19 protein-coding genes, 1 tRNA gene and 1 pseudogene are annotated in these 22,801 nt (G+C 64.4%); 12 read left to right on the top strand and 9 right to left on the bottom strand.

Going from position 1 to position 22,801, the window contains the following annotated elements; all coding sequences use genetic code 11:
• Nucleotides 1–5 precede the first annotated feature (5 nt).
• The 4 genes from kduI to QSK05_RS28360 are packed head-to-tail and all read right to left on the bottom strand — an operon-like array spanning nt 6 to nt 3,831.
• Nucleotides 6–836, bottom strand: a complete 831-nt coding sequence (kduI, locus tag QSK05_RS28375) for a 5-dehydro-4-deoxy-D-glucuronate isomerase (RefSeq protein ID WP_285600421.1) — start codon at nt 834–836, stop codon at nt 6–8.
• 51 nt (nt 837–887) lie between these two features.
• Nucleotides 888–2,195: a TRAP transporter large permease gene (locus QSK05_RS28370; RefSeq protein WP_285600420.1), complete on the bottom strand. Its 1,308-nt coding sequence runs from the start codon at nt 2,193–2,195 to the stop codon at nt 888–890.
• Nucleotides 2,196–2,245: 50 nt separating this feature from the next.
• Complete coding sequence (locus QSK05_RS28365) at nt 2,246–2,752, bottom strand: TRAP transporter small permease (protein ID WP_285600419.1); 507 nt, start codon at nt 2,750–2,752, stop codon at nt 2,246–2,248.
• Between the two features lie 41 nt (nt 2,753–2,793).
• Nucleotides 2,794–3,831 carry a TRAP transporter substrate-binding protein gene (locus QSK05_RS28360; protein WP_285600418.1) on the bottom strand — a complete coding sequence of 346 codons (1,038 nt, stop codon included), beginning with the start codon at nt 3,829–3,831 and terminating at the stop codon, nt 2,794–2,796.
• 284 nt (nt 3,832–4,115) lie between these two features.
• Here QSK05_RS28360 and QSK05_RS28355 point away from each other — a divergent pair, with 284 nt between their 5' ends.
• The 4 genes from QSK05_RS28355 to QSK05_RS28340 all read left to right on the top strand — a co-directional run bounded on the left by QSK05_RS28355 (nt 4,116) and on the right by QSK05_RS28340 (nt 9,212).
• The gene (locus QSK05_RS28355) at nt 4,116–5,069 is read left to right on the top strand and encodes a DUF4862 family protein (protein ID WP_285600417.1); all 954 of its coding nucleotides are present in this window, start codon (nt 4,116–4,118) and stop codon (nt 5,067–5,069) included.
• Nucleotides 5,070–5,728: 659 nt separating this feature from the next.
• Nucleotides 5,729–7,261 (top strand): PIN domain-containing protein, encoded by a 1,533-nt coding sequence (locus QSK05_RS28350; RefSeq protein ID WP_285600416.1) that lies wholly within the window; start codon nt 5,729–5,731, stop codon nt 7,259–7,261.
• A 929-nt stretch (nt 7,262–8,190) separates the two neighbouring features.
• Nucleotides 8,191–9,015, top strand: coding sequence for a helix-turn-helix domain-containing protein (locus QSK05_RS28345; RefSeq protein ID WP_285600415.1), 825 nt, complete (start codon nt 8,191–8,193; stop codon nt 9,013–9,015).
• Nucleotides 9,012–9,212 carry a DUF397 domain-containing protein gene (locus QSK05_RS28340; RefSeq protein ID WP_285600414.1) on the top strand — a complete coding sequence of 67 codons (201 nt, stop codon included), beginning with the start codon at nt 9,012–9,014 and terminating at the stop codon, nt 9,210–9,212. The genes QSK05_RS28345 and QSK05_RS28340 overlap by 4 nt, the downstream gene beginning before the upstream one ends.
• 93 nt (nt 9,213–9,305) lie before the next feature.
• Here the strand turns inward: QSK05_RS28340 and QSK05_RS28335 are convergent, their stop codons facing one another.
• Together QSK05_RS28335 and QSK05_RS28330 are read right to left on the bottom strand one after the other, a co-directional pair.
• Nucleotides 9,306–10,151 (bottom strand): DUF1932 domain-containing protein, encoded by an 846-nt coding sequence (locus tag QSK05_RS28335; RefSeq protein ID WP_285600413.1) that lies wholly within the window; start codon nt 10,149–10,151, stop codon nt 9,306–9,308.
• Nucleotides 10,152–10,179: 28 nt separating this feature from the next.
• Entirely contained in the window at nt 10,180–11,031 is an 852-nt protein-coding gene (locus tag QSK05_RS28330) for a GntR family transcriptional regulator (protein WP_285600412.1), read from the bottom strand.
• A 181-nt stretch (nt 11,032–11,212) separates the two neighbouring features.
• Between QSK05_RS28330 and QSK05_RS28325 the strand changes: the two genes are divergently transcribed.
• The 8 genes and pseudogenes from QSK05_RS28325 to QSK05_RS28290 all read left to right on the top strand — a co-directional run bounded on the left by QSK05_RS28325 (nt 11,213) and on the right by QSK05_RS28290 (nt 18,786).
• Nucleotides 11,213–11,446 (top strand): DUF6284 family protein, encoded by a 234-nt coding sequence (locus QSK05_RS28325; protein ID WP_285600411.1) that lies wholly within the window; start codon nt 11,213–11,215, stop codon nt 11,444–11,446.
• The gene (locus QSK05_RS28320) at nt 11,443–11,733 is read left to right on the top strand and encodes a hypothetical protein (RefSeq protein ID WP_285600410.1); all 291 of its coding nucleotides are present in this window, start codon (nt 11,443–11,445) and stop codon (nt 11,731–11,733) included. Before QSK05_RS28325 ends, QSK05_RS28320 begins: the two co-directional genes overlap by 4 nt.
• 211 nt (nt 11,734–11,944) lie before the next feature.
• Nucleotides 11,945–12,349: pseudogene (locus tag QSK05_RS36510) on the top strand (ABC transporter permease); the annotation flags it as partial.
• A 609-nt stretch (nt 12,350–12,958) separates the two neighbouring features.
• The gene (locus tag QSK05_RS28310; RefSeq protein WP_285600408.1) at nt 12,959–15,205 is read left to right on the top strand and encodes a hypothetical protein; all 2,247 of its coding nucleotides are present in this window, start codon (nt 12,959–12,961) and stop codon (nt 15,203–15,205) included.
• A 225-nt stretch (nt 15,206–15,430) separates the two neighbouring features.
• Complete coding sequence (locus QSK05_RS28305) at nt 15,431–15,796, top strand: hypothetical protein (protein ID WP_285600407.1); 366 nt, start codon at nt 15,431–15,433, stop codon at nt 15,794–15,796.
• Between the two features lie 36 nt (nt 15,797–15,832).
• Entirely contained in the window at nt 15,833–17,299 is a 1,467-nt protein-coding gene (locus QSK05_RS28300) for a DUF3631 domain-containing protein (RefSeq protein ID WP_285600406.1), read from the top strand.
• Nucleotides 17,300–17,326: 27 nt separating this feature from the next.
• Complete coding sequence (locus tag QSK05_RS28295) at nt 17,327–17,536, top strand: excisionase family DNA-binding protein (protein ID WP_285600405.1); 210 nt, start codon at nt 17,327–17,329, stop codon at nt 17,534–17,536.
• Complete coding sequence (locus tag QSK05_RS28290; RefSeq protein WP_285600404.1) at nt 17,533–18,786, top strand: tyrosine-type recombinase/integrase; 1,254 nt, start codon at nt 17,533–17,535, stop codon at nt 18,784–18,786. The genes QSK05_RS28295 and QSK05_RS28290 overlap by 4 nt, the downstream gene beginning before the upstream one ends.
• A 152-nt stretch (nt 18,787–18,938) precedes the next feature.
• Here the strand turns inward: QSK05_RS28290 and QSK05_RS28285 are convergent, their stop codons facing one another.
• From QSK05_RS28285 to leuS, 3 genes are all read right to left on the bottom strand, one after another.
• Nucleotides 18,939–19,667, bottom strand: a complete 729-nt coding sequence (locus QSK05_RS28285; RefSeq protein ID WP_285600403.1) for a hypothetical protein — start codon at nt 19,665–19,667, stop codon at nt 18,939–18,941.
• Nucleotides 19,668–19,981: 314 nt separating this feature from the next.
• Nucleotides 19,982–20,055: transfer RNA gene (locus tag QSK05_RS28280), tRNA-Pro, on the bottom strand.
• A 97-nt stretch (nt 20,056–20,152) separates the two neighbouring features.
• The gene (gene leuS, locus QSK05_RS28275; protein WP_285600402.1) at nt 20,153–22,657 is read right to left on the bottom strand and encodes a leucine--tRNA ligase; all 2,505 of its coding nucleotides are present in this window, start codon (nt 22,655–22,657) and stop codon (nt 20,153–20,155) included.
• Nucleotides 22,658–22,801: the final 144 nt, after the last annotated feature.

The following is a 22,801-nucleotide window of genomic DNA, read 5'->3' as shown; positions in this document are numbered from 1 at the left end:
GCGCCTCAGCGCATGTCGGCGATGGCGAAACCATCCATGTCGTCGAACGACTGATTCTCTCCTGCCATCGCCCAGACGAAGCTGTAGCTGGCGGTGCCCACGCCGGAGTGCACGGACCAGCTCGGTGCAATCACCGCCTCCTCGTTGCCGACCACCAGGTGCCGGGTCTGCGTGGGTTCGCCGAGCAGATGTATCACCCGGGCATCAGCGGGCAGGTCGAAGTAGAGGTACGCCTCGGTCCGCCGGGCGTGGGTGTGCGCCGGCATCGTGTTCCACATGCTCCCGGTGTGCAGGGTGGTGACGCCCATCACCACCTGACAACTGCGGACTCCCTTCTCGTGGATGTACTGGTTGAGGGTTCGCCGGTTCGACTGCTCCGGGTCGCCGAGTTCGCGGACGGTCCCCTCGCCGGGCGCGACGAACGTCGTCGGGTAGCTGGTGTGTGCCGGGGCCGAGAACACGTAGAACCGGGCCGGGCCGGCCTCATCGGCGGACTCGAACACCACATCGACGGCGCCGCGACCGACATACAGGCACGCGCCGTGCTCGGCGTCGTACCTGGTGCCGTCCACGGTGATCGTTCCCGGACCACCGACGTTGACGATGCCGGCTTCGCGGTGCTCGAAGAAGTACGGGCTGACGATCTCGGGGAACGTGGGCAGCGCGACCGGCCCGGTCACCGGTTTCACACCGGCCATCACGACCCGGTCGTGATGCGTGTACAGGGCGCGGACGTCGTCGTCCACGAACAAGCCGGGCACCAGGTAACGGTCACGCATCTCGGTGGTGCTCATGCCCGGGATGTGCTCAGGGCTGGTGGCGAAGCGCTGTTCCATGGTTCTCCTTCAGGCGTAGCAGATTTCGTTTCCGGTCGAGGCGTCAGGCGGTCAGGGCATCAGGCCGAAGACCTCCGGCAACCAGAGCGAGAGGCTGGGGGTGAAGATGACGATGACGAGCGTGACGACGAGGACGCCGAAGAAGGGCAGCAACTGACGGACGACACCCTCGATGGGCATGTTCGCGATCCTCGCCCCGACGAAGAGCACCGTCCCGACCGGCGGAGTGATCGTGCCGATGCAGAGATTGAAGATGCTCATGATGCCGAAATGGATCGGGTCCACCCCGAAACTCGTGACGATCGGCAAGAAGATCGGGGTGAAGATCAGAAGCGCCGGGGTGGCATCCATGAAGCAGCCGACGGCCAGCAGGATGACCGAGATCAGCAGGAGCAGCACGACCGGGTTCTCGCTGAACCCGAACATCGCGTCTGACACGAGCTCGGGGATCTTCGAGAACGACAGGACGAAACCCATGATCGTCGAGACACCGATCAGGTACATGACCACTGCCGTGATGCGAGTGGCATCCAGCAGGATGCTCGGGATGTCATGGAGCTTGATGGTGCGGTAGAACGCCGACAGGATCGCGGCGTAGAACACCGCGATGCAGGCGGACTCGGTGGCGGTGAAGTACCCCAGGAGGATGCCGCCGATCACCACGACGACGAGCAGCAGGGACGGGGTGGCGACGAGCAGGATCCGGGCCCCCTCGGCGAGGCCGATCCGCTGGGTCTCCCTGAGTTCGGGGCGCTTGCGAACGTAGAGGTAGACGATGATCGAGCAGGCGATCGCCCACAGGAGCCCCGGCAGGTACCCGGCCATGAAGAGTGCCGCCACCGAGGTGCCCGAGACCAGCGAGTAAACGATCATCAGGTTGCTCGGTGGGACCAGCATCCCGGCCGGTGCGGAGGCCACATTGACGGCCGCGGAGAAATTGCGGTCGTAGCCCTCCCGGGCCTGCAACGGACTCATCGTCGTGCCGATCGCGGCGGCCGCCGCGATCGATGACCCACTGACCGCTCCGAACAGCGTGTTGGCGGCGACGTTGGTCTGGGCGAGCGAGCCCGGGACCCGGCCGACCAGCACCTTGCCGGCGTTGATCAGATGCATGGCGATGCCGCCATTGTTCATGATCACTCCGGCCAGCACGAAGAACGGGATGGCCAGCAGTGCAAATGAATTGATGCCACGGAACATCTGCTGCGCCGCGGTGAGGGCCCCGTTCTCGGCGCCGACCACGACGAACATGGCCAGCGTCGAGGCCAGGCCCACACCGATGCTGATCGGGGCCCCGATCAGCAGCAGGACAGCGATCCCGACGACCAGAACCAGACCGGCAAGAACTCCGGCATCCATGATTCCTCCTTCCCTTACGTGAGTGCGGTCCCTTACGTGAGTGCGGTCCCTTACGCGAGCGAGGTCTCGGCGTCCGGGTCGATCGCGACCTCGTTGCCGATGCCGATGTGGATCATGTGAAAGACGGTGTAAAACACGGTGATCACCCCGGAGATCGGCAGGGCCAGATACATCCAGCCCACATGCACCGGAAGGCCGGTCAGGGTCTGGTCCCAGGTCAGGTGCACCACCCGGTAGCCACCCCAGATCAGGGTCAGGACCGCGAAGGCCAGGATCGCGATCTGGACCACCACGGCGGTGACCCGCTGCACCTTCTCCGGTGCTCGCTGCACCGCGAGGTCGGCCGCCACGTGCCCGCGCTCGCCGAACACCAGGGCCCCGCCCAGCAGTCCGACCCAGATGAACAGGTACTTGGCCAGTTCCTCGGACCAGCCGCTGGGGGCGTTCAGCACCTGCCGGGCGAACACCTGCCAGCCGACGTCGAGCACCAGGGCCGCGAACAGCACCACGCAGATCCAGGTCAGGACGCGATCCAGCGCATTCTTCAGCATGGTCATGTCTCAGGCCCTTTCCGCTCTCACCGACCCGAAACGGCCGGTCACTGGGCGGCCGCCCGGACCTTGGCGTGGATGTCGCGGACCGTGGCGTTGGTGAGCTTTTTCTGGGTCAGCGGGGCGATCAGGGCGGTGAAAGCGGCCGTATCGACCTCGTTGAACTTCGCACCGGCCTTCTCCGCCAATGCTTTCGACTTCGGGATCTCCTGCTCCCAGAGTTTGCCCTCCTCCTCGACCGCCGTGGCGATCTCCTCCAGGAAGATCTTCCGGTCGGCCTCGGACATCGCGTCCAGAACCTTCGGATTGATCAGGAGGTAGTCCGGGAGCATCAGGTGCCGGGTGTAGCTGTAGTACTTCGCGACCTCGGCGTGCTTCACGTTGGCGTACGTGAGCTCATTGTTCTCAGCGCCGTCCAGCACTCCGGACTGGATCGCGGTGTAGACCTCACCCATCCCCATCGGGGCCGGGCTACCGCCCATCATTTTCATCATCTCGATGTTCGTATCCGACTCGATGACCCGGATCTTCAGGCCTTTCATATCGGCGGGCGTGGTGATCGGCCCCTTCGAGGAGTACATGTTCCGGACTCCGCCGTGGAAGGAACCCAGCACGTGCAGGCCCTGGTCATCGAGCGAGGAGTACAACCCGGAGACGATCGCCGGGTCGTTCGTCGTCGTGCGCTGGTGCTCCTGCGAGTCGAAGGTGAACGGCAGGTTGAACACGGTGAAGTCGGGGTTGAAGCTCTCCATCAGCGGACCGGCGACCATCGACATCTCGAGGGTGCCGGCCTTCACCAGTTCGATGGTGTCCTTCTGGGTGCCCAGCGTCTCGTTCGGGAACACCTCGATGTCGTACTTGCCGTTGGTGCGTTCCTTGAGACGGTCGCCCATGGCGTCCAGCGCGACGAACTGGGGATGGTTCGGCTGCTGGTTGAAGGCCAGTTTGAACGTCGTCTCGGCGGCGTCGCCGGAGTCCTTGGCCGCGGCGCCGGTGCGGGTGCCGTCACCGGCGCTGCACGCGGTCACGGCGAGTGCGGCGACTGTGAGGGCGACGGTGACGGAAACGGCTTTGTTTCGCATCATGCTGAAACTCCTTCTCGGGCTGCGCAAGCAGACGTCCAACGGGCGGTGCGGGCTGCTGGGGGCGGTTCAGGGACGGCGCCTGGGAACAGGGCTGGAAATCCGGAACGGCTGTTGCGGTGCCACATGCACGAATGTCAGACTCTTTATGGAACCGAGTTTCGTGAGACGGAACATAATTTGTCGACCGGGCTACGTCAACCCCCTGATATCCGACCAAACCACCCGGTCCGCCCACCCGCGGCCGCGCCCTCGCTAATGTCGCTCCGCCACGACGAAGGAATCAGATGACCAGTCTCGAAGGGCTCTTCCTGGCCGCCTACATCACCGCACCCGCCGACCCGGCGGGCGAGGACGCGTTCTTCGACGCTGTCGCCGAGCTCGGCCTCAGTGGCCTGGAATTCGCTCTGGCCCCGGCCGGCACGCGCACGCTGGAGCCGGCCTGGATCAGGCAGCACGTCCGGCCCGACTGGGACCTGGTGGTCTCGCTGGTGCCCTCGATGATGATCGCTCTGGGCCGAAACCCCCTTTACGGAATGGCTTCCAGCGACGAGACCCATCGCCGGGAAGCGCTCGCCGACGTCGCCCGGGCCCGCGACCTGGCCCGGGCCCTCGCCGACGAGTACGGCACCCGCCGGGTCGCCGCGATCGAGGTCCACAGCGCCCCCGGGCCCCGCGGCGGTTCCCGGTCCGCGTTCGAACGCTCCCTCACCGAGATCCTCGACTGGGATCTGGCCGGCGCCGAACTGCTGGTCGAGCACTGCGATGCCTACGTTCCGGATCAGACCCCGGCCAAAGGATTCTTCCGGCTGGCGGACGAGATCGCGACGGTGCAGTCTTTCGGCCTGCCCCCCGATGTGCTCGGAATGAGCCTCAACTGGGGCCGATCAGCCATCGAGGGGCATGGTCCCGATCTCGCCCTCGAGCACGTCGCCGCGGTCACCGAGGCAGGGCTGCTGCGGGCCTACATCTTCTCCGGCGCGACCGGCGAGGACACGGCCTGGGGACCGGCCTGGACCGACATGCACATCCCCTCCCGCGGGCCGGATCCCGCGCTCGCCGCGTCGGCGGCGTCCCTGCTCGGCCCGGACGAGATCGCCGACACCGTGAAGGCACTCGCCGACGTCCCGCGGATCGGGCTGAAGACAGCAGCCCGCCCCCGGGACGCCGACGTCGCCACCCACCTCGCCGTGGTCACTGCCACCCTGACCCAGATCGCCCGGGCCCGGGCGACCGAATAGTCAGCCCCATCTGCACCCGACGACCACCGTCGTCCTGCCGGATCACGGCGAGCGGACGCCGGATCGGGGAAGATCTGTGCGCTGTGCCCGCACGGATCTTCCCCGATGATCCCCGGCTCCTGACCCCCTACGAACGGTGTCCTGGAGACATCCGGGCGACAAAAGAAAATCGGCCTCTCCTCCAGCTTTTCGCTAAACGAGAGACCGAACTTTCATGGTCGGGCTGACAGGATTTGAACCTGCGACCCCCTGACCCCCAGCCACAGGCTGACCGGTCGGTGAGCATCTCTAGAGCGCTCACAGCGCCGGTGTCGGCCGAACCAGGCTGGGTACGGTCGGGGTGGTTGCTGTACTTCTCTGCTGTACCAGTCTCCGTTGTTGGGCTCCGCGCGATGCGAACGGATCACCCTTACAAGACCAACGCCCATGACAGCTCTAACATGCACGATGCGACCTGGGTAGCCTCCGGGGCAAGAATGAGGCTGGTCTCGGTTTGAGGGCGAGCTGCGTCTCGCCCATAGGTCCGACGACTATTTGGGCCCCAGCAGTCAGGCACAACGGTTCAAGTGCGGACCTGGGGCTGATCCGACTCCAGGCGAGCCCCCAATCAACCGTGCAAATGCTAAGCGACATCGTCGTACAGCTGAGATGATGCGGTCATGATCTTGGCGTTGGATACGACGGAGCTTACTCGTGATCCTTGGTTTTCCGGGGCTGCCTGGCGGATTCTGGCAAACGCTCGCGACACCTGGAAAATCAGAATCGTATTAACAGAAGTTGTCGTTCTTGAAGCGACTGGAAATTTCGAACGCCGCGTCTTAGATGCTTCTGAAGGTTTGAAAAAATGGACGAACAGATACCGCCCAATATTTGGCGGCAACTCTATTTATAAAGACGCCAGCGACCCCCTGGGGCAATTAGTTACCGATCATCAACAGAGGTTTAATTCCATCATTTCAGCATTAAATATCGAAGTCATTTCTCCCGCCATCCCGCATAGCGAATTGATTCAAAGGGCCGTGTCGCGACGACGTCCATGCAATGAAAACGGAGACGGATACCGCGACACGCTTAACTGGCTATCTCTTCTAGATCTAATAAATGCCACAGATCGCTCCGAAGAGATCGTGTGGGTATCTAACAATTTTAAAGATTTCGGTACTGCCGATGATCCTCAGATTCTGCATGAACATTTGACTGAGGACCTCCAAATCATTGAGGCCGCCGGGCGCGTCACTTGGTTCCACGACCTGAGCAAGGCCGTGCTATACCTGGCCGAAGAGAAATCTGAGCTTGCAGGTGCGGACCTAAAGCAGGTAGAGCGCTATTTGCGGCAGCAAGCACTAAGTGAGGCAATCCTGGCGTTGCTAAGTTCGGACTTTGGGCAGTTCGGGATAGACCCTGCCGATTGTGGCCTACCGATTCAAGTTTACGGCAACCCGCGCCTAACCTTCTTGCATGGTATTTCTAAGCTTGATTGGAAAGTCAAAGGGAGCGCCGGTCCGGATACCTCCCTAATCGAAGTGGATTTCGTCGCAGACGTTGACATCGAAGCAATGGTCTACTCAATATTTGCATTCGAACCTGAAGTTCAGTATGAATTTGTTGATGCAATTTCCGATTCTTCTGCCGTGATTCGCATACGCAAATCACTTCTTTTTGAAGCGCTATTAACTGCTACGGACCTTGGAAAGATCGAAGAAGTTGAAATTATCGAGATTCATGCCCTGCCGGGAGATCCTGGGGTAAGGACCTGGAAGGAGACCAGTGAAAAGTTCCGCCAAGTCCGTCAGGCCCATAGACTCGCGCATGGGTCGTCAAACATAAATTTTTCGGCCCCGATTCCTCCTGACTTTGCAAAAAACTTTCAATCGTCGCTCCTTTCTCAGAGTGCTCTTTCCAATTTAAAGGGAAGCATGATCGGCGCCGAGGCGCTTCGTGGACTTCAGAGTCAGATTTCCGCTCACGGCCTGGCCGACATTTCCGGATCGAGGTCTGCCATAGATGCCTTGACTCAAGCAACGCGCAACCTGCCCGATATGTCAGTTCTAAGAGATCCCAAGGTCCTCGAACAACTTAGACTCTTGGGCGAATCAGTGAGACTGCTAAGGCCCGATATAACGACTTTATCGGATAGTTCCGATACGGAGGAGCGCGGGCCGAATGACGCCACGGATGAGACTCCGTCCTGAAGTTAGTCTCCACCAAGGGGCGCCACTGAGTAACTGAACATAAACGCTCCGGTTGTACCCTTTCAGAGTAAGCAACCGGGTGAGCAAATCCGAAAATTACCTCATATGGCCGATAGACATCACTCTGCCAGCCATGCCAGCATTCTATGGTTGCTGCATTGAGACCGACAGGGGACGAGATGGGGGGCGGGCTAAGCCTCGTTCTGATTCTAGGAGTCCTGTTCGTTGTAGCTCTATTCGCTGGCTTCGCTCGCACCTACTTGTCGGAGGCACTTATGGGCGAATGCACAAGGGGAAGGGAGACGGCCATGGGGTCGATTGCTAGTTGGCTGGCCGTGTCACTGGCCGACATGGAGTTCGGCATCGCGGTGAACTGGTTCTCCTCCCTCTCGCTCTGAATGCAGCAACGTTTGTAGCTCCGGTCGCGTTTGTCATCGTTAATTCCAGTGACAAACGCGACCGGAGCACTTTCGTGACATGACTCGGCGGAGGGTGCTGAGTCACGGCACCTTGGATGCCCCCACGGCGCGAGGTCTTCCCCGTCACTCGGCGCGGTGGGGGCGGTCTACGGGCGGGGAGTCGGCTTGGTCCCCGTAGTGCCGACTCCCCGCCTGTCCCCTGGCGCTGCCTGCCCGGGACAGCGCCTCCCCTGTTTCCCGCAGGGCTGCCGGCATCCGGTGCCGGGGGCGGGTGGGGTGCGCCTTGCTGACGTGAGGCGCGGGGCTTTGTGACTCCACCGCCGGCCGATAGCTGCCCGGTCGATCACTTTCTGGATCACCCTGGGCCTCCATCGGTCGGTTGGTGTTGTCAGGAAGCTTGTCCCGGATGTCTCCTGGGTGTCACGGTCCCGCTGGGGCACCCTCTGAGCGGGACGCGTCTACTGGGACGTTTCTGTTGGGGAAAACCATTCTGAAGATTAGACTTTGGGGATGACCGAATCGGGGATCGGCGCGGTACGGCGTTCGCTGGCACGGCAGTTGCGGGAAGCTCGCCTCAAGTCCGGGGTGACCTACCAACACATGAAAGACGTTCATCTGGCGTCCAAGTCGGCGTGGGCCCGCTACGAGAACGGTCAGGTTCGCCCGGGCGTGGCCATGGTTCGCTATGCGTGCGAGGTCTTCAAGGTCGCCCCCGAGAAGCGGGACCTTCTGATCTCACTGGCGGAACAGGCGGACGAGCCGACGTGGTGGGAGCAGAAGGGCAGGGGGCTGCCGACAACACCGGGGTTCGTCATGTATCTGGAGATGGAATCGTTCGCCTCGCAGATCCAGGTGTTTTCGCCGCTGGCCGTGCCGGGCCTGATCCAGTCCCCTGGCTATCAGCACGAACAGTTCGCAGTGACTCCCGGGTTGACCACGTCTACGGCGGCACGGTTGGCGGAGGTCCGCACGACGCGCCAGACCGAGACGATCGGGCGGGCGCGACTGTCGTTCGTGATCGGTGAAGAGGTGCTCGCGCGCCAGGTCGGGGGCGCTGAGGGGATGCGAGACCAGGTGGCGTTCATGCGGGGCCTGGACGAGCGGGACGACGTGGAAATTCGGGTGCTTCCCTTCGCCGTTGGTGCTCATCCGGGCGGGCGGGGTGAGTTCAATCTGCTGACGTTTCCGGACGGCTCTGAGGAGCCGCCGCTCGTCTACGTTGAGGGGTACCTCTCGGGCCAGTACAGCTCTGATCCTGAGGTGGTCGCGGACCTAGCTGACAGGTTCGCGGTGCTCCACAGCAGCGCAGTCCCCATGAAGGAGTTCCTGACATGAGCGATACGCCTTGGATCAAGGCGCAGGCCAGCACCGACACCGGAAGCTGCGTCGAGATGCGCCGGCACAACGGGCAGATCGAGGTACGTGACACCAAGGCCCACGGGGCCGGCCCGACCCTGACGTTCACCAAGGCTGAGTTCTCGGCTTGGCTGGACGGCGCGAGCAAGGGCGAGTTCAACCACCTGATCGGCTGATGCCGGCCGATCGCAGGTAAGGCAAAACGAACGGCTCCGGCTATAGGTAGTAGCCGGAGCCGTTCTGTGTGCAGAGGACGACGGTACGTCGGATTAGTGGCGCAGGGTTTCGGTAGCTTCCTGCGCAGTGAGGTTCCAGTTGTTGCGGGTCTCGCTCCACATGTCCAGCACCTCGGCCAGGGCCGCAACAGGCGCGCCCGGGTAGCCGGCCGATTCCAGTTCGGCGGCTGCCACGGTCAGGTCCGGAGACCAGCGCCACGCGATGGCCGCCATTTCGGCGACGTAGTCCGGTTCGCTGAGGTAGCTGCCGCTGCGTTGATGAGCCAGGGCGAGCAGTTCGTCTCTAACGCCGTGCTCGTCGCCCAGGGCGTGCGCCAGGGCCGTCAGTACCCGAGCCCCCTTTTGATAAATCGAGTAGGCGGACTTCAAGGCTGAGGCTTTCCCCAGCTCCGGCCCGAGGTCTTTCACGATCACGTCAGTTCCCTCGTAGAGGGACCGCAGTGCAGCCGTTGCCTGGCCTGGACCAGCCACATATAGCGCTGGTTTCTTACCCGTGCCGGGTACCGATCCGATGATGGCGCCATCCACGATCGTGGCACCGGGCAGGGACTTGCCGATGTGATCGAGCTGCTGACTGGTAACCGGGTTGGCTTCCACGAAAATCTTTCCGGTGACGTCGTACTGGCCGACGTCGGTGGCCACGGTTTCGGCGAACATCGGTGGGCAGATGCTCAGGATGATGTCGGAGCGCTCGACCAGGTCGCCGATGCTTAGCACGGCAGTGAGGTGACCGGCATCGGCGCGGGCCGTGGTCGCTTCACTGCGCCCCTGGGGACACCACAGCACGTCAGCGGCGTTCGTTCGGGCTTGGGCGGCGATCCCGCTCCCCATCCGCCCGGGATGCAAAATGCCGACGGTGGGCTGGTCCTTCAGCGTCACAGAGTCTCCTGACGTGCGGTGGTGGCTTCTACTTCGCGGCCTTCAGGACCTTGTCTACCAAGGCTGACGCCTGCGTCTGCAACGGCGAGCTGGATGCCGAGTTGTCGATCAGCTCGAACGGCCCGTGCGGGCGCATGTCCAGGTTGATGCTGTCCAGGTAGGCGGGCCAGTCAGCCAGCTTCGTAGTGTCCCGGGCGGCGCTGCGCTGTCGCATGTAGCGATGCATGGTGTCGGGCTCGCAGTAGACCCACACCAGCGTCGCTTCGCCACCCTTGGCTGTGATGGAGGCTGTGGTGCGGTCGACCCATGACTTGGCCTGGAACTCCCGGATGAACGGGGCGGCCACAATCGCGCTGTTGCCGCACTCGACGTTCTCCAAGTAGGTCGCCTCTGTCGCCTCGTACTCCCGGGGCCGGATGCGCTCGACGTACTCGGGCGACTCCCGATCGTGGGGTGAGTGCTCCAAGATCTCTAGCGCGGCCTCGACCACGGGCCGGGTGAGCGTGTCCTTGTCCAGCATCGGCCAGCCGGTGAGCCGGGCCAGGACGCGCGCGAGCTCGGACTTGCCCGAGCCGGGGAACCCGCCGATCAGGAGCACCTGAGGGGTGGCCGGCCGCCACGGGGTCGGGGTTGTCTCACCGGGGAAGTTGACCAGGCGACGGGACCGGGAGTGGTTCACAACCAGGCCTTCGGCCGCGAGGACCTTCATGGCCTCCGTGATCGTGAAGACGCTGACCTTCCACTCCTCGGCCATCTGGCGCGAGGACGGCAGCGGCTCGCCGTCCCGGAGCCGGCCGGACTGGATCTGGTTGCGAATGCTGCGGGCGATCTGCTGGTGCAGTGCCTCGCCTCGGGTCAGCGGGTGCCCGTCCGTCGTCATCCTTCGCGTCTCCTGTCTGCTGCCTGCGGCTCAACCATTCAGAGCCTAACAGTCTGATTGGTTGCATCGTCCCAGGTGAGAAGCAACCTTCCCGTCCAGATTTTCCTAACAGTTGACTCATTCCCCATTCAGTTGTTAGCTTCCTCCCATCGCACCACGGATCATCACGAGGGGATACGAGATGAGAGCGGTTGGGGAAGAGCCGACGCGGGCCGAACTTCGCGAGATCGAGGCCGAGATGCCTCTGATCGAGGCGGGACTGGCCGTGGTCGATGCGGAAATTGCTATTGCGCTGGCTGATTCGCACACGGATGACCTGGCCTGGCGCCGGTTGCGCCGGGCTGAGGCTCGGGTGACGCGCCGGATGCAGGACTTCTACGCCGTGAGCTTCGGGCCGCTGGACGGTGCGGCGTGAGTGCGCTGGGCGCCGAACGGCGTGCGCATGAGGCCGCGACCTTTACCCGTTCCCTGTCGGGACAGGTCGGGCGTCAGGTGGCCATCGGCTACCTGGTCCTTCTGATCGTGACGCCGGGCGCCACGGCCATCGTCCAGTGGGCCACCGAGGAGAAGGACGCGGGCTCTTCGGGTCCGGTCTCCCGGGTGGTCGATGTGCGTTGCTCCGGCGGGCACCTGGTCGCCGGAATCGACACCGGACGAGCGGACGGCGCCCTTCTGGCCAAAAGCCTGCCGGAGAGCTGCTGATGCCCCGGTGGCTGAGCCCGTGCCCCAACTGCGGAACGAGGGTTCACCTGCTGCTGAGCACTGATTTCTACTACTCCGCAACGTGTTACCAGACGCACTACCAGGCCAACGGATGGCCGCTCGAAGAACTGAGCGCCGGGGAGGCTCACCGATGAGCACCACACCGCACGACACCGACTCTCCAGGCGCGACTGCGGCGCCCCGACAGGGACGCGCCTGGCCCGTGCTGCTGCTGGCCATGCCCGCGTTCGTCGCCATCTGGTCGGGCTGGGTTGAACTCGGGCGCCTGACCGGGTTCGGGCCGGTCAACCCGTTGCCCGGGATCTGGGAGGAAGCCCGGATCAACACCGCGATCACCTTGCCGATCGGGGTCGAGACGTACGCGGCCTATGCCATGTGGGTCTGGCTCGGGATGGACGTTGGACGCCGGGCCCGGACGTTCGCCCGCTGGTCCGCCATCGGCTCACTCGCCCTCGGAGCTGGTGGCCAGGTGGCCTATCACCTGATGGCAGCGGCCGGGATGACCAAAGCACCCTGGCCGATCGTGGCCCTTGTCGCCTGCCTGCCGGTGATCGTGCTCGGGATGGGAGCCGCCCTGGCCCACCTCGTCCACGACGGACCCGACACCGAACGGGACGCCGCCGAACTGGAGCAGTACGAGCAGGACACGGCCGAGTACCTGGATCACCTCGACCGTGTGATTCAAGAGGGCGCCGCCCGGGCCGCCGACGATCGGCAGCGCCCGCTGCCCTGGCCGACGGAGGCGGAGGCCTGGACCGAAAGGGCCATCGCCGCGTCCCTGATCCGCGGACGTCAGGACGACCAGGCCGAAGAAAGCGACCCGGTTCGGCCGGCATCGGTTGACCAGGCAGAACGCGGCAACACCAGCACGGGCCGGAGTGGGAAGCGGACGGGGCGCAGCAACGCCGAGAAGGCCCGTTCCCTGCGGGAGAAGCATCCGGACTGGACCGTCGCCCGGATCGCTGAGCGCGTCGGGGTGACCGAGCGGACCACCCGCCGCTACCTCAACACCACCCCGGTCCCCGAGAAGGCCGAGCCGCAGGCCATCGAGCCCGGCTCCCTGGCCGCCTGATCTAACCCCCTGCACCACCGCACCGCGTCCACCCCGCACGACCTGAACGCGGCGGTCCGTCATGCCCAAAAGACGGAAGGGCCGCCACCGATCAACGGGACTCGCTGCACCATCTTGGAAGGGGAACCACGGATGAGTACCGCCCCCACATACGGCACCCCGCCGGACAAGACCCCGGACAACCACCCGGACACCAGTACGGACGAGCGGGAGACGAATGTCGTCGACCTGGCCGCCGCCCGCATCCGTTCACTCCCGGACAACCACCCGGACGCAGACCCGGACAGCAACCCGGACACCGAAGCGGTCATCGGTGAGGTCCACGAGGGCCATTTCGACGTGGCCCTCGACGACGAACCGCAGACCGGCGGGGCTGTCGTCGATGCCCTTCCGCTGCGGGCCGGCGTCGAGACCGCCGGTTCCCGGCTGCCGATCATCCCGCCGAACCTGAGCGGATGGGAGAACATCAAGGCCACCATTGAGGACGCGGTGCGTCTCACCGCTCACATCAGCGCGTTTCACACGGTCCGAGCCCCTTGGTACGCAGTCCAGGTGCTGTTCTGGGCCCTGGTCGGTGTCCCGGTGGTCATCGGTCACCAGTTGCGCTGGTGGTGGCTCGTCGAACAGTTCGGCCTGCGTCAGCAAGCCGCCGCCGACAACGATGCGCAGGTGTGGCTACGCCTGCACCGCGAGGTGAAGGCCACGCGCCGGTGGCGGGGCATCGTCCTGACCGGTGAGGCCCTGGCCCTGGCCATCGGTGCGCCCGCGCTGTGGTTCCTGGCCCCGACGTGGTTCCTGGTCGCAATCCTGGCCGGTGCCGCGCTGCTGCTGGCCCGTGTCGGGCGCCCGGCGGACCGTTCGATCGTGGCCAAGGCCGTGGTCACCGGACGGTTCCGGCGGATGAACCCGGACATCGTCCTGCGTGCCTACTACGCCGCTGGTCTCGGGAACCCGGACAAGGCCGACAAGGTCATTACGTTCGCGACCCCGATGTCCCGCGACATCACCGGGACCGGTTCGCAGGTGGCGATCGATCTGCCGTTCGGCACCGGGTTCACCCACGCCCGCAACGCCCGGGCTGCTATCGCCTCCGGCCTGGATGTGTCCGTGCACCAGGTGTTCCTGAGTCCGGACGACTCCTCGGAGCGCCGTCACGAGCTGTTCGTGACCGACCGGAACCCGCTAGCCATTCCGGCCGGCCGATCCCCGCTCCTGGACTGCCAACCGCGCGACATCTGGGCCCCGGCGCCGTTCGGCCTGGACGAGCGTGGCCGCAACGTCTGGCTGGACCTGATGTGGATCTCCATCCTGATCGGTGCTCAGCCCCGTAAAGGCAAGACGTTCGCCACCCGGGCCCTGGCGTTGTTCGCGGCCCTGGACCCGTACGTTCGGATCCTCCTGGCCGACGGCAAGAACTCGCCCGACTGGGACAAGTTCAGGCTCGTCGCGCACCGGGCCGTGTTCGGCACCGTGCCCAACGCCCGGGACAACGATCCCGTGCGGCACCTGGTCGAGATGCTGACGGAGGTCAAGAAGCACATCGAGGATGTGAACGAGTTCCTGGCCACCCTGCCGACGTCGGAGTGCCCCGAAGGCAAGATCACGCGGGAGCTTTCGCGGAAGTACCCGCGACTGCGGGTCTGGCTCCTGGTGATGGAAGAGTTCCAGGTCTACTACGAACTCGACGACCAGGAGACGAACAAGGAGATAGCCAAGCTCCTTTCGTACATCATGGCCGTCGGCCCCTCCGCCGGAGTCATCCTCCTGTCCAGTTCGCAGAAGCCCTCCGGGATCGGGGCCGGGGACGTCGGCCGGCTGTTCAACCGCTACCGCGACAACCACGCCGTGCGGTTCGCCCTCAAGTGCGGCAACCGCGTCGTCTCCGACGCCGTGCTCGGTGGCGACGCTTACCAGGAAGGATTCGACGCCTCCGCCCTGCCCTCGGCCCGCAACAAGTTCAAGGGCATTGGGATCCTGTACGGCGCAACAGATGAGACCCCCATCGTCAGGACGTACCTGGCCGACCACGGCGACGCCGAGAACATCCTCAAAGCCGCCCGCCGACACCGCGAACGAGCCGGAACCCTCTCCGGCCACGCCGCCGGAGAGGAAGCGCCCCGCGAGGTGCGCGACGTCCTGGCCGACGTCGCCGCCATCTACTCACCCGGTGAGCCCGGCCTGCACTGGCAGCACATCGCCGCCCGCCTCGCGACCACGTTCCCCGAGCACTACGCCGACATCAGCGCCGAGACCATCTCCGCCCAACTGCGGGCCCTGAAACTACCGTCCGTCAACGTCAAGGTCGCTGGAGAAACCCTCAAGGGTCTGCGCCACAAAGACCTGACCGCCGCCATCGCATCCCGCCACGCAACCGCCTGAACCACACCCCGACGCCCGATCAACCGCGGACTCAAGCCCCATCGTCCCGCCCGTGATCCGGCCCGGAAGGTAGCGGCAGCACCGCTACCCGGTAGCGGCAGCGCTACCCACCCCGCTACCACCTCAACCCTCACCTGACCTGCATCGGCGCTACCTGCGAGAAAGCAGGTAGCGGGTAGCGCCGGTGACCTCTCACGCCCAAAAACAGGCCTTGGAGGCCAGACGATGCTGTCCCACGCCGCTACCGCCACCCACCACACCGCCGCTCTCCTGCTGGCCCGGGCCCCGATGCCGGCCGAACTCCTGGCCACCGGCGAACAGACCGCTACCAGCCACATCGCCGAGTGGTTCGCCACCACCGCAGGACTCCTCACCCTCACCGCCCTGATCACTGCCGGTTACGCGTTCACGTGCTGGATCTGGCCGTTCAAGCCCTGCCGCTACTGCCACGGGACCGGCAAGCGCCGGGCCCCGTTCGACATCCGCGCCGTGCGAATCCACGGCCGCTGCAACGGCACCGGCCTGCGCCTGCGCTTCGGCCGCCGCGTCTACGAGTACCTGCGCACCGAACAACGCGGCACCCGCCGCTGACCCGAACTCTCCCCCATCGAAACGAGGAAAGCCGCTGTGAAGAATGCCAACTCCGTCCCGCAGAGCAACCCGGGAGCCGAACTCCTGGACCGCGTGCGGTCCGCTCTGACCCGCTACGTCATCCTTCCCAGCGACCCCGCCGCCGATGCCGTCGTGTTGTGGATCGCTGCCACCCACGGCTTGAAGTTCTGGACTCACGCCGCCCGTCTGGTCATCCGAGCCCCCGAGAAGCGTTGCGGTAAGTCCCGGCTCCTGGACATCGTCGAGGCCCTGTGCTGGAACGCTCTGCTGACCGTGAACGCCTCCCCGGCAGCGGTTTACCGCAGCATCGGCAGCGATGACCCCCCGACGCTCCTGATCGACGAAGCCGACACCATCTTCGGCCCGGCCGCCGCCGGAGCGAACGAAGACCTGCGAGGACTGCTGAACGCTGGTCACCAGCGCAACCGGCCGACGATCCGCTACGACGCGTCCAAGAGCAAGGTCGAGAAGATCCAAACCTTCACGATGGCGGCCCTGGCCGGGATCGGCGCCATGCCCGACACCATCGAAGACCGGGCCGCCGTGATCCGGATGCGCCGCCGCGCCGACGGCGAATCCGTGGCCCCCTACCGCGAGCGTCGTGACGGCCCGGCCCTGCGCAAGCTCGCCGCCGAACTGAACAAGTGGATCCGCTCCCACCCCGAGCTACAGCACGCCGAGCCCCCGATGCCTGTAGAGGACCGTGCCGCCGACACGTGGGAAGCCCTGGTCGCCGTCGCCGATCTCGCCGGGGGCACCTGGCCCGAGCGAGCCCGGGCCGCCTGCGTCGACCTCACCACCGAACGAGAGGCCAACGCCGACCAGCCCCTACAGGTGCGGCTTCTGGCCGACATCCGCACCGCATTCGAGGGTGACGACGCGTTGGCCACGGCAACGCTCCTGGCCCGGCTCAACCTCGACGAGGAAGCACCCTGGATCGACTACGGCCCCCGGGGCGAAAGCCTCACCGCGACCCAGCTCGCCAAGCTCCTTCGGGAGTACGACATCCGGGTCAAGAACATCCGGTTCGCCAACGGCCACCAGGCCAAGGGCTACAGCCAAGCCATGTTCACCGACGCTTGGGCCCGCTACTGCCCCCAGACGCCGACCGATGCCGAACCAGAGATCCAGGCCCAGGGACCCCTGTGGGAGCCGTCCCAGCCGTCCCAGCCGTCCCCGCCCTGGTCAGAGCAACCCCGAAGTCGTCCCACAGCCGTCCCCCATGCCGTCCCAGAGACGTCCCAGCCGTCCCACACTCCGACCGTCAGCAACGGGCCCGCCGGTCCGTTGGGACGGCCCGACCCCACCCCTGGGACGGCATCTGGGACGGCAAACGCCGATGCCGCACCGCCCGTGACCAGCAACGGGACGGCTGGGACGACTGGGACGGCATCTCAGGACATGCCCCCGGCCACCTGCATCCGATGCCGCGAACCCATGACCTACGACGACGGCACCCGCACCCACCCGAACTGCGCCTGAAACCTCACGGACGAGGAGCCACCCCGCATGAAGGCTCAGACCACCGTTATTGCCCCGAAGTGGCACACCGTCGCCGAAGTCGCCGCGATGCTCGGCTACGGCCTGACCAAAACCAAGATGCTCGTCATCACCGGCGAAATGCGATCGCTTAAAGACGGGCGATCACGCCGGATCCTCCCCGAGTGGGTAGACGAGTACATTGCCCGCCGCGTCGATGAAATGGAGCATGCCGCGTGACCAGGTCCCGAGCGAACGGCGAAGGTTCGATCTTTCCTTACCGGAACGGATACGGCGCCTACGTCTGGATCACGACGCCTTCCGGAAAGCGCCAGCGGAAATACGTTTACGGCAAGACGCGCGAGATCGTGCACGAAAAGTGGATCAAGCTGATGGGCGAAGCCAGCAAGGGTTCCGTCGCCCCGAAGGTGCCCAAGCTCGGCGACTACCTCAGCACGTGGCTTACCGAGGTGATCGCACCGGGCGCCGCGCCAGCGACGTACGCGATCTACGAATCGCACACGCGCCTGCACATCATCCCGCACCTGGGAGAGAAGCGACTCGACAAGCTCGGCGTTCGGGACGTGCAGATCTGGATCAACAATCTCCGAAAGACGTGCCTCTGCTGCGCCAATGAGCGTGACGCCAAGCGCCCTGTCCCCCGGTGCTGCGCGGCCAGCAAGTGTTGCAATGATTTCCTTTCCGATCGCAGCGTCGGCGGCGTCCGTGCCGTTCTCAGGTCGGCCCTTTCGCAAGCCATGCGTGAGGAACTGCTGAGCCGCAACGTGGCCATGTCAGTCACAGTCCCGACTCGTCGCAAGAGGAAGCGGAGTTCCTGGACAAGCGACGAGGCGCGCACTTTCCTCGAAAGTGCCCGAAGTGCCCAAGACCCAATGTACGCGGTCTACGTGCTTATTCTCACGATCGGGCTCCGGAAGGGCGAGGCTCTAGGACTGCTCTGGAATGACGTTGATCTCGCCGGAGGAACATTAGCCATCAACCACCAATTGCAGCGCGTACATGGTCAGCTGTATCACCGTAAGACGAAGACCGAGGAATCAGAAGACTCACTCCCGCTCGTTTCTCTCGGAACCGCCGCTCTTCGCTGGCAGCAGGCTGTCCAGGAAAGGGCCGAGAAGGCCGCTGGTGAAGCCTGGCAACCTGGAGACTGGGTGTTCACCACTCGGTACGGCACTCCGATCGAGCCTCGGAACTTCAGCCGCTATTTCGAGGCCCGCTGCGAGGCGGCCGGCGTCCGCCGGATCACAGTGCATGACGCTCGCCGCACATGTGCCACCCTGCTTGTCGATCTGGACGTGCACCCGCGAGTGATCATGAAGATTCTGCGACATACCCAAATCGCGATGACGATGGATATCTATGCCCAGGCTTCCTCCAAAGCCACCCGGGAAGCACTTCAGCAACTCGGCCAGGAGCTAAATTCGGAAGAGCGTCCAACCTCCGGCAACGAAACTTCTTCAGCCGAATGAGCACACTACCCATTCTCGCCATTTACCGATCCTGACGCTCGCCCTAGTACTACCCGGCCGGATGGACTTCGTTGGAATGAAGCCGCGGAGTCCGTCCCCGGGAGACTCGGAGCATCACTCAGGCTCAGCAGAACTGGGCTTTTGATCTTGCTTTATTTCATTTGCCAGAGACGAGCCCGCTTCACCAGAAAGACCGAGTGCGCGATTCCGATCAACAAGGCGGTCGCCAGGATGGGGATGGATATTCCCGATCGCTGCCCTTGAGGGATTGACATCAGCGCAAGGGGAAGAATAAAGAGAGTAATCATGAAGTACAGCAGCGGCAATGTCGGGAACACGATCACGTAATCACTTGGAGTTGAGAATAGGTTAGGTCTTGCATATTTCCGCAAGAGACTTTCACTAATCCGCACGTCTCGAAGCCTTCCGTCCACCTCTATCGATTCAGGAAACCCCGACGAAATGACCTGCACCTCAAATATATCTTTCGGATTCAGGAGAGCGGCCTGGACTTTTACAGTATCGCCATCAATATCGAGATCCACATTGACACTCGGAGGTCTCGCCTGCGTGACTGATGCCTGCGCAATGCTGGACGCGCCAACAAACTTAATGTGTAGCGGTGCCACGAAATGAGAATCATCTATAGCCCGATCACCAGTGTTCAGAATTCTAAGCGTCATAAGGCTAGGCGAAGACACCTCAACCGAGTCCACCATGACAGCCACAGACTGCGGCGTGTCCGGCTGGAGAATCTTCGCCCTACTGAAAACCGAATACTGAATATGCAACTTCTGCCTGTTCGCACGATAGGCCAGGAATGACATTATTACAGATATGGCCCCTAAAATACTGGTGATTGTGATGCTCGTGGCGTTCATAAGTGCCCCCGGAAAAATTCTTTCAGATAAGAAAATCTTAGACGGGGCACGTCCTAAGTGGGCTGCGATTACCTCCGTCGTTCGGATGACTGCGCTCTTCTTGCTCGCCGCCGTCCTGAAGAGCACCACGCTCCAAGACGGCGGCGGATCACTACGACCGCGGGACATGGGTGCGCACGCCGAGCTACTGCTGTACTTCGCTGCTGTACTGCCCAATCAGACCCGGCGATGGGACCGCAAGACCAGCAAAACCAAGAAGGCTCCGGCCAGCATTTCTGCTGGCCAGAGCCTTCTTTCGCGGCGAACCGCGTCTGTCGGGCTGACAGGATTTGAACCTGCGACCCCCTGACCCCCAGTCAGGTGCGCTACCAAGCTGCGCTACAGCCCGAACTCGCCCGGAGCGGGTAACCCGCCCTGAACGCGTAGCTAGCTTAGCGCATCCGCGACCCGCGTTTTGCACGGGTCGCGGATGCCAAGCGTGACCCTTATCGGGCCAGGGCGATGTTGACGAGCTTGGGGGCCCGCACGATGACCTTCACGATCTTCGCGTCGCCCACGGCCTTCTGCACGGCGTCGGAGTCCAGGCTCAGGGCCTTCAGGTCATCTTCGGTGATCGCGGCCGGCACCTGCAGGCGGGCCCGCACCTTGCCGTTGACCTGGACCACACAGGTGACCTCCTCGTCCACAATCAGGGACTTGTCGACCACCGGCCACGTGGTGGTGGCGACGGAGGGCTCGTGGCCGAGCTTCACCCAGGAGTCGTCGGCCGTGAACGGCGCGAAGCAGGACAGGGCCACGACCAGAGCCTCCACGCCCTCCCGCACGGCCGGGTCGGCCGCACCGGGACCGCTGTCGATCGCCTGCTGCAGCAGCGTCGTCAGCTCCATCAGACGGGCGATGACGACGTTCTGGCGGCCCGCCTCCATCTTCGAGGTGATCTCGTCCAGCAGACGGTGCACACCCCGGCGCACCGCCGTGTCACCGGTGGAGACCGCCGCACCGAGCGAGGAGACGGGCACGGCCGAGGCCAGGCGCCGCACCCGGTTCAGCCACTTCACCGCACCGGAGGGAGAGACCGCGGCCCAGTCGATGTCGTCTTCCGGCGGACCGGCGAAGATCATCGTGACGCGCACGGCGTCGGGGCCGTACTGGCTGATCTGCTCCTGCAGGTTGACCAGGTTGCCCAGACTCTTGCTCATCGCCTTGCCGTCCATGATGACCTGACCCTGGTTGGTCAGGCGCTTGAACGGCTCGACGAAGTGCAGCAGCCCGGCATCGTGCAGGGCCTTGGTCATGAAGCGCGCGTACAGCAGGTGCAGGTTCGCGTGCTCCTTGCCGCCGATGTAGTGGTCGACGGGCAGCCAGCGCTTCACACCCTCGGGGTCGAACGGCCCCTCGGTGTAGTCCGGGTTGGGGAAACGCAGGTAGTACCAGGACGAGTCGACGAACGTGTCCATCGTGTCGGTGTCGCGCTGCGCGGGCTTGCCGCACGTGGGGCAGTCGACCTTGAGCCACTCGGTGGCCGTGCCCAGCGGTGACTGGTTGGCGTCGGGCTTCAGCGAGAAGCCGCTCTCCGGCAGGCGAACCGGCAGCTGGTCTTCGGGAACACCGACCTCACCGCAGTCTTCGCAGTGGATGATCGGGATCGGCGTGCCCCAGAAGCGCTGCCGCGACAGCAGCCAGTCGCGCAGGCGGTAGGTGATAGCGCCCTCGCCGACCCCGGACCTCTCCAGGTGGGCGATGATCGCGGGCAGGGCCTCGGCCGACGGGAGCCCGTCGAACTCGCCCGACCCCACCATTGTGCCGCGGGCGGCCGTGGCCACACCGGTGACCGCCGGGTCGTCCTCACCGGTCTCGACCACCTTGCGGACCGGCAGGTTCATCGCCTTGGCGAAGTCCAGGTCGCGCTGGTCGTGGGCCGGCACGGCCATCAGCGCGCCGGTGCCGTAGTCGGCCAGCACGTAGTCGGACGCGTAGACCGGGATCTGCTCGCCGTTGACCGGGTTGATCGCGTAGGAGCCCAGGAAGACGCCGGTCTTCGCGCGGTCGGAGGCCATCCGCTCGATCTCGGAGGTACCGCCCAGCGCGGCGATGTACGTCTCCAGCGCCTCGCGGTGCTCGTCGGTGACCAGGTCACGGGCCAGCGGCGCGTCGGCGGCGACCACGAAGAAGGTCGCGCCGTACAGGGTGTCGGGACGCGTGGTGAACACCCGCACCGGCTCGTCACGGCCGACGATCCTGAAGTCGACGTGGGCACCGGACGAACGCCCGATCCAGTTGCGCTGCATGGCCAGGATGTCTTCGGGCCACTGGCCCTTGAGCTGGTCCATGTCATCGAGCAGACGCTGCGCGTAGTCGGTGATGCGGAAGAACCACTGGGTCAGGTTGCGGCGCTCGACGACGGTGCCGCAGCGCTCGCACTTGCCCTGGATGACCTGCTCGTTCGCCAGCACCGTGTGGTCTTTCGGGCACCAGTTGACCGGCGAGGCCTTGCGGTAGGCCAGGCCCATGTCGAACAGCTTCAGGAAGATCCACTGGTTCCAGCGGTAGTACTCCGGGTCGGAGGTGTGCAGCCGCGTACGCCAGTCGAACGAGACACCCAGGCGCTTGAAACTCGCGGCCTGCACGGCGATGTTGTCGTACGTCCACTGCCGGGGGTGCAGGTCGCGCTTGATCGCCGCGTTCTCGGCGGGCAGCCCGAAGGAGTCCCAGCCGATCGGGTTCAGCGTGTTGTAGCCCCGCAGCCGGTCGAACCGGGCGATGACGTCGCTGATCGAGTACACCTCGGCGTGGCCCATGTGCAGGTCGCCGGAGGGGTACGGGTACATGCTGACGATGTACGAGCGCTTCTCGTCGGCAGGTTCGTCGCGACCGGGCTCCGGCGCCGTGAGGCCGTGCGCCTCGAACGTGTGCCGCTCGTCCCACACCTTGACCCACTGGTCCAGGTCGATCTCGTCGACGGTGTCCCGCCGGTCCTCATGCTCGCTCATGTCGTCCAACATCTGCTTGTAAGGAAAGTTCTGTGGTCACGCAACCAGTCAAGACTAGTGGACCGCCCGCCCCTCCCCAGCTCCCAGCCATCTGTCAGTGATCACGGAGACCCGTCACAGAGACTCCACAACAGGCACATAGAT

The organism is Kineosporia sp. NBRC 101731 (genome assembly GCF_030269305.1).
Taxonomy (GTDB): Bacteria; Actinomycetota; Actinomycetes; order Actinomycetales; family Kineosporiaceae; genus Kineosporia.
Note: the sequence above shows the minus strand (reverse complement) of the source record. Positions and strands in the feature narration are given on the sequence as shown.

Excerpts from the sequence above, each read along its gene's own strand:
- QSK05_RS28295 (WP_285600405.1), top strand. The coding sequence starts at position 17,327 with ATGAAGGCTCAGACCACCGTTATTGCCCCGAAGTGGCACACCGTCGCC.
- QSK05_RS28305 (WP_285600407.1), top strand. The coding sequence starts at position 15,431 with ATGCTGTCCCACGCCGCTACCGCCACCCACCACACCGCCGCTCTCCTG.
- QSK05_RS28325 (WP_285600411.1), top strand. The coding sequence starts at position 11,213 with ATGAGAGCGGTTGGGGAAGAGCCGACGCGGGCCGAACTTCGCGAGATC.
- QSK05_RS28370 (WP_285600420.1), bottom strand. The coding sequence starts at position 2,195 with ATGGATGCCGGAGTTCTTGCCGGTCTGGTTCTGGTCGTCGGGATCGCT.
- QSK05_RS28330 (WP_285600412.1), bottom strand. The coding sequence starts at position 11,031 with ATGACGACGGACGGGCACCCGCTGACCCGAGGCGAGGCACTGCACCAG.
- QSK05_RS28365 (WP_285600419.1), bottom strand. The coding sequence starts at position 2,752 with ATGACCATGCTGAAGAATGCGCTGGATCGCGTCCTGACCTGGATCTGC.
- QSK05_RS28350 (WP_285600416.1), top strand. The coding sequence starts at position 5,729 with ATGATCTTGGCGTTGGATACGACGGAGCTTACTCGTGATCCTTGGTTT.
- kduI (WP_285600421.1), bottom strand. The coding sequence starts at position 836 with ATGGAACAGCGCTTCGCCACCAGCCCTGAGCACATCCCGGGCATGAGC.
- QSK05_RS28340 (WP_285600414.1), top strand. The coding sequence starts at position 9,012 with ATGAGCGATACGCCTTGGATCAAGGCGCAGGCCAGCACCGACACCGGA.
- leuS (WP_285600402.1), bottom strand. The coding sequence starts at position 22,657 with ATGAGCGAGCATGAGGACCGGCGGGACACCGTCGACGAGATCGACCTG.
- QSK05_RS28360 (WP_285600418.1), bottom strand. The coding sequence starts at position 3,831 with ATGATGCGAAACAAAGCCGTTTCCGTCACCGTCGCCCTCACAGTCGCC.
- QSK05_RS28355 (WP_285600417.1), top strand. The coding sequence starts at position 4,116 with ATGACCAGTCTCGAAGGGCTCTTCCTGGCCGCCTACATCACCGCACCC.
- QSK05_RS28345 (WP_285600415.1), top strand. The coding sequence starts at position 8,191 with ATGACCGAATCGGGGATCGGCGCGGTACGGCGTTCGCTGGCACGGCAG.
- QSK05_RS28285 (WP_285600403.1), bottom strand. The coding sequence starts at position 19,667 with ATGAACGCCACGAGCATCACAATCACCAGTATTTTAGGGGCCATATCT.
- QSK05_RS28310 (WP_285600408.1), top strand. The coding sequence starts at position 12,959 with ATGAGTACCGCCCCCACATACGGCACCCCGCCGGACAAGACCCCGGAC.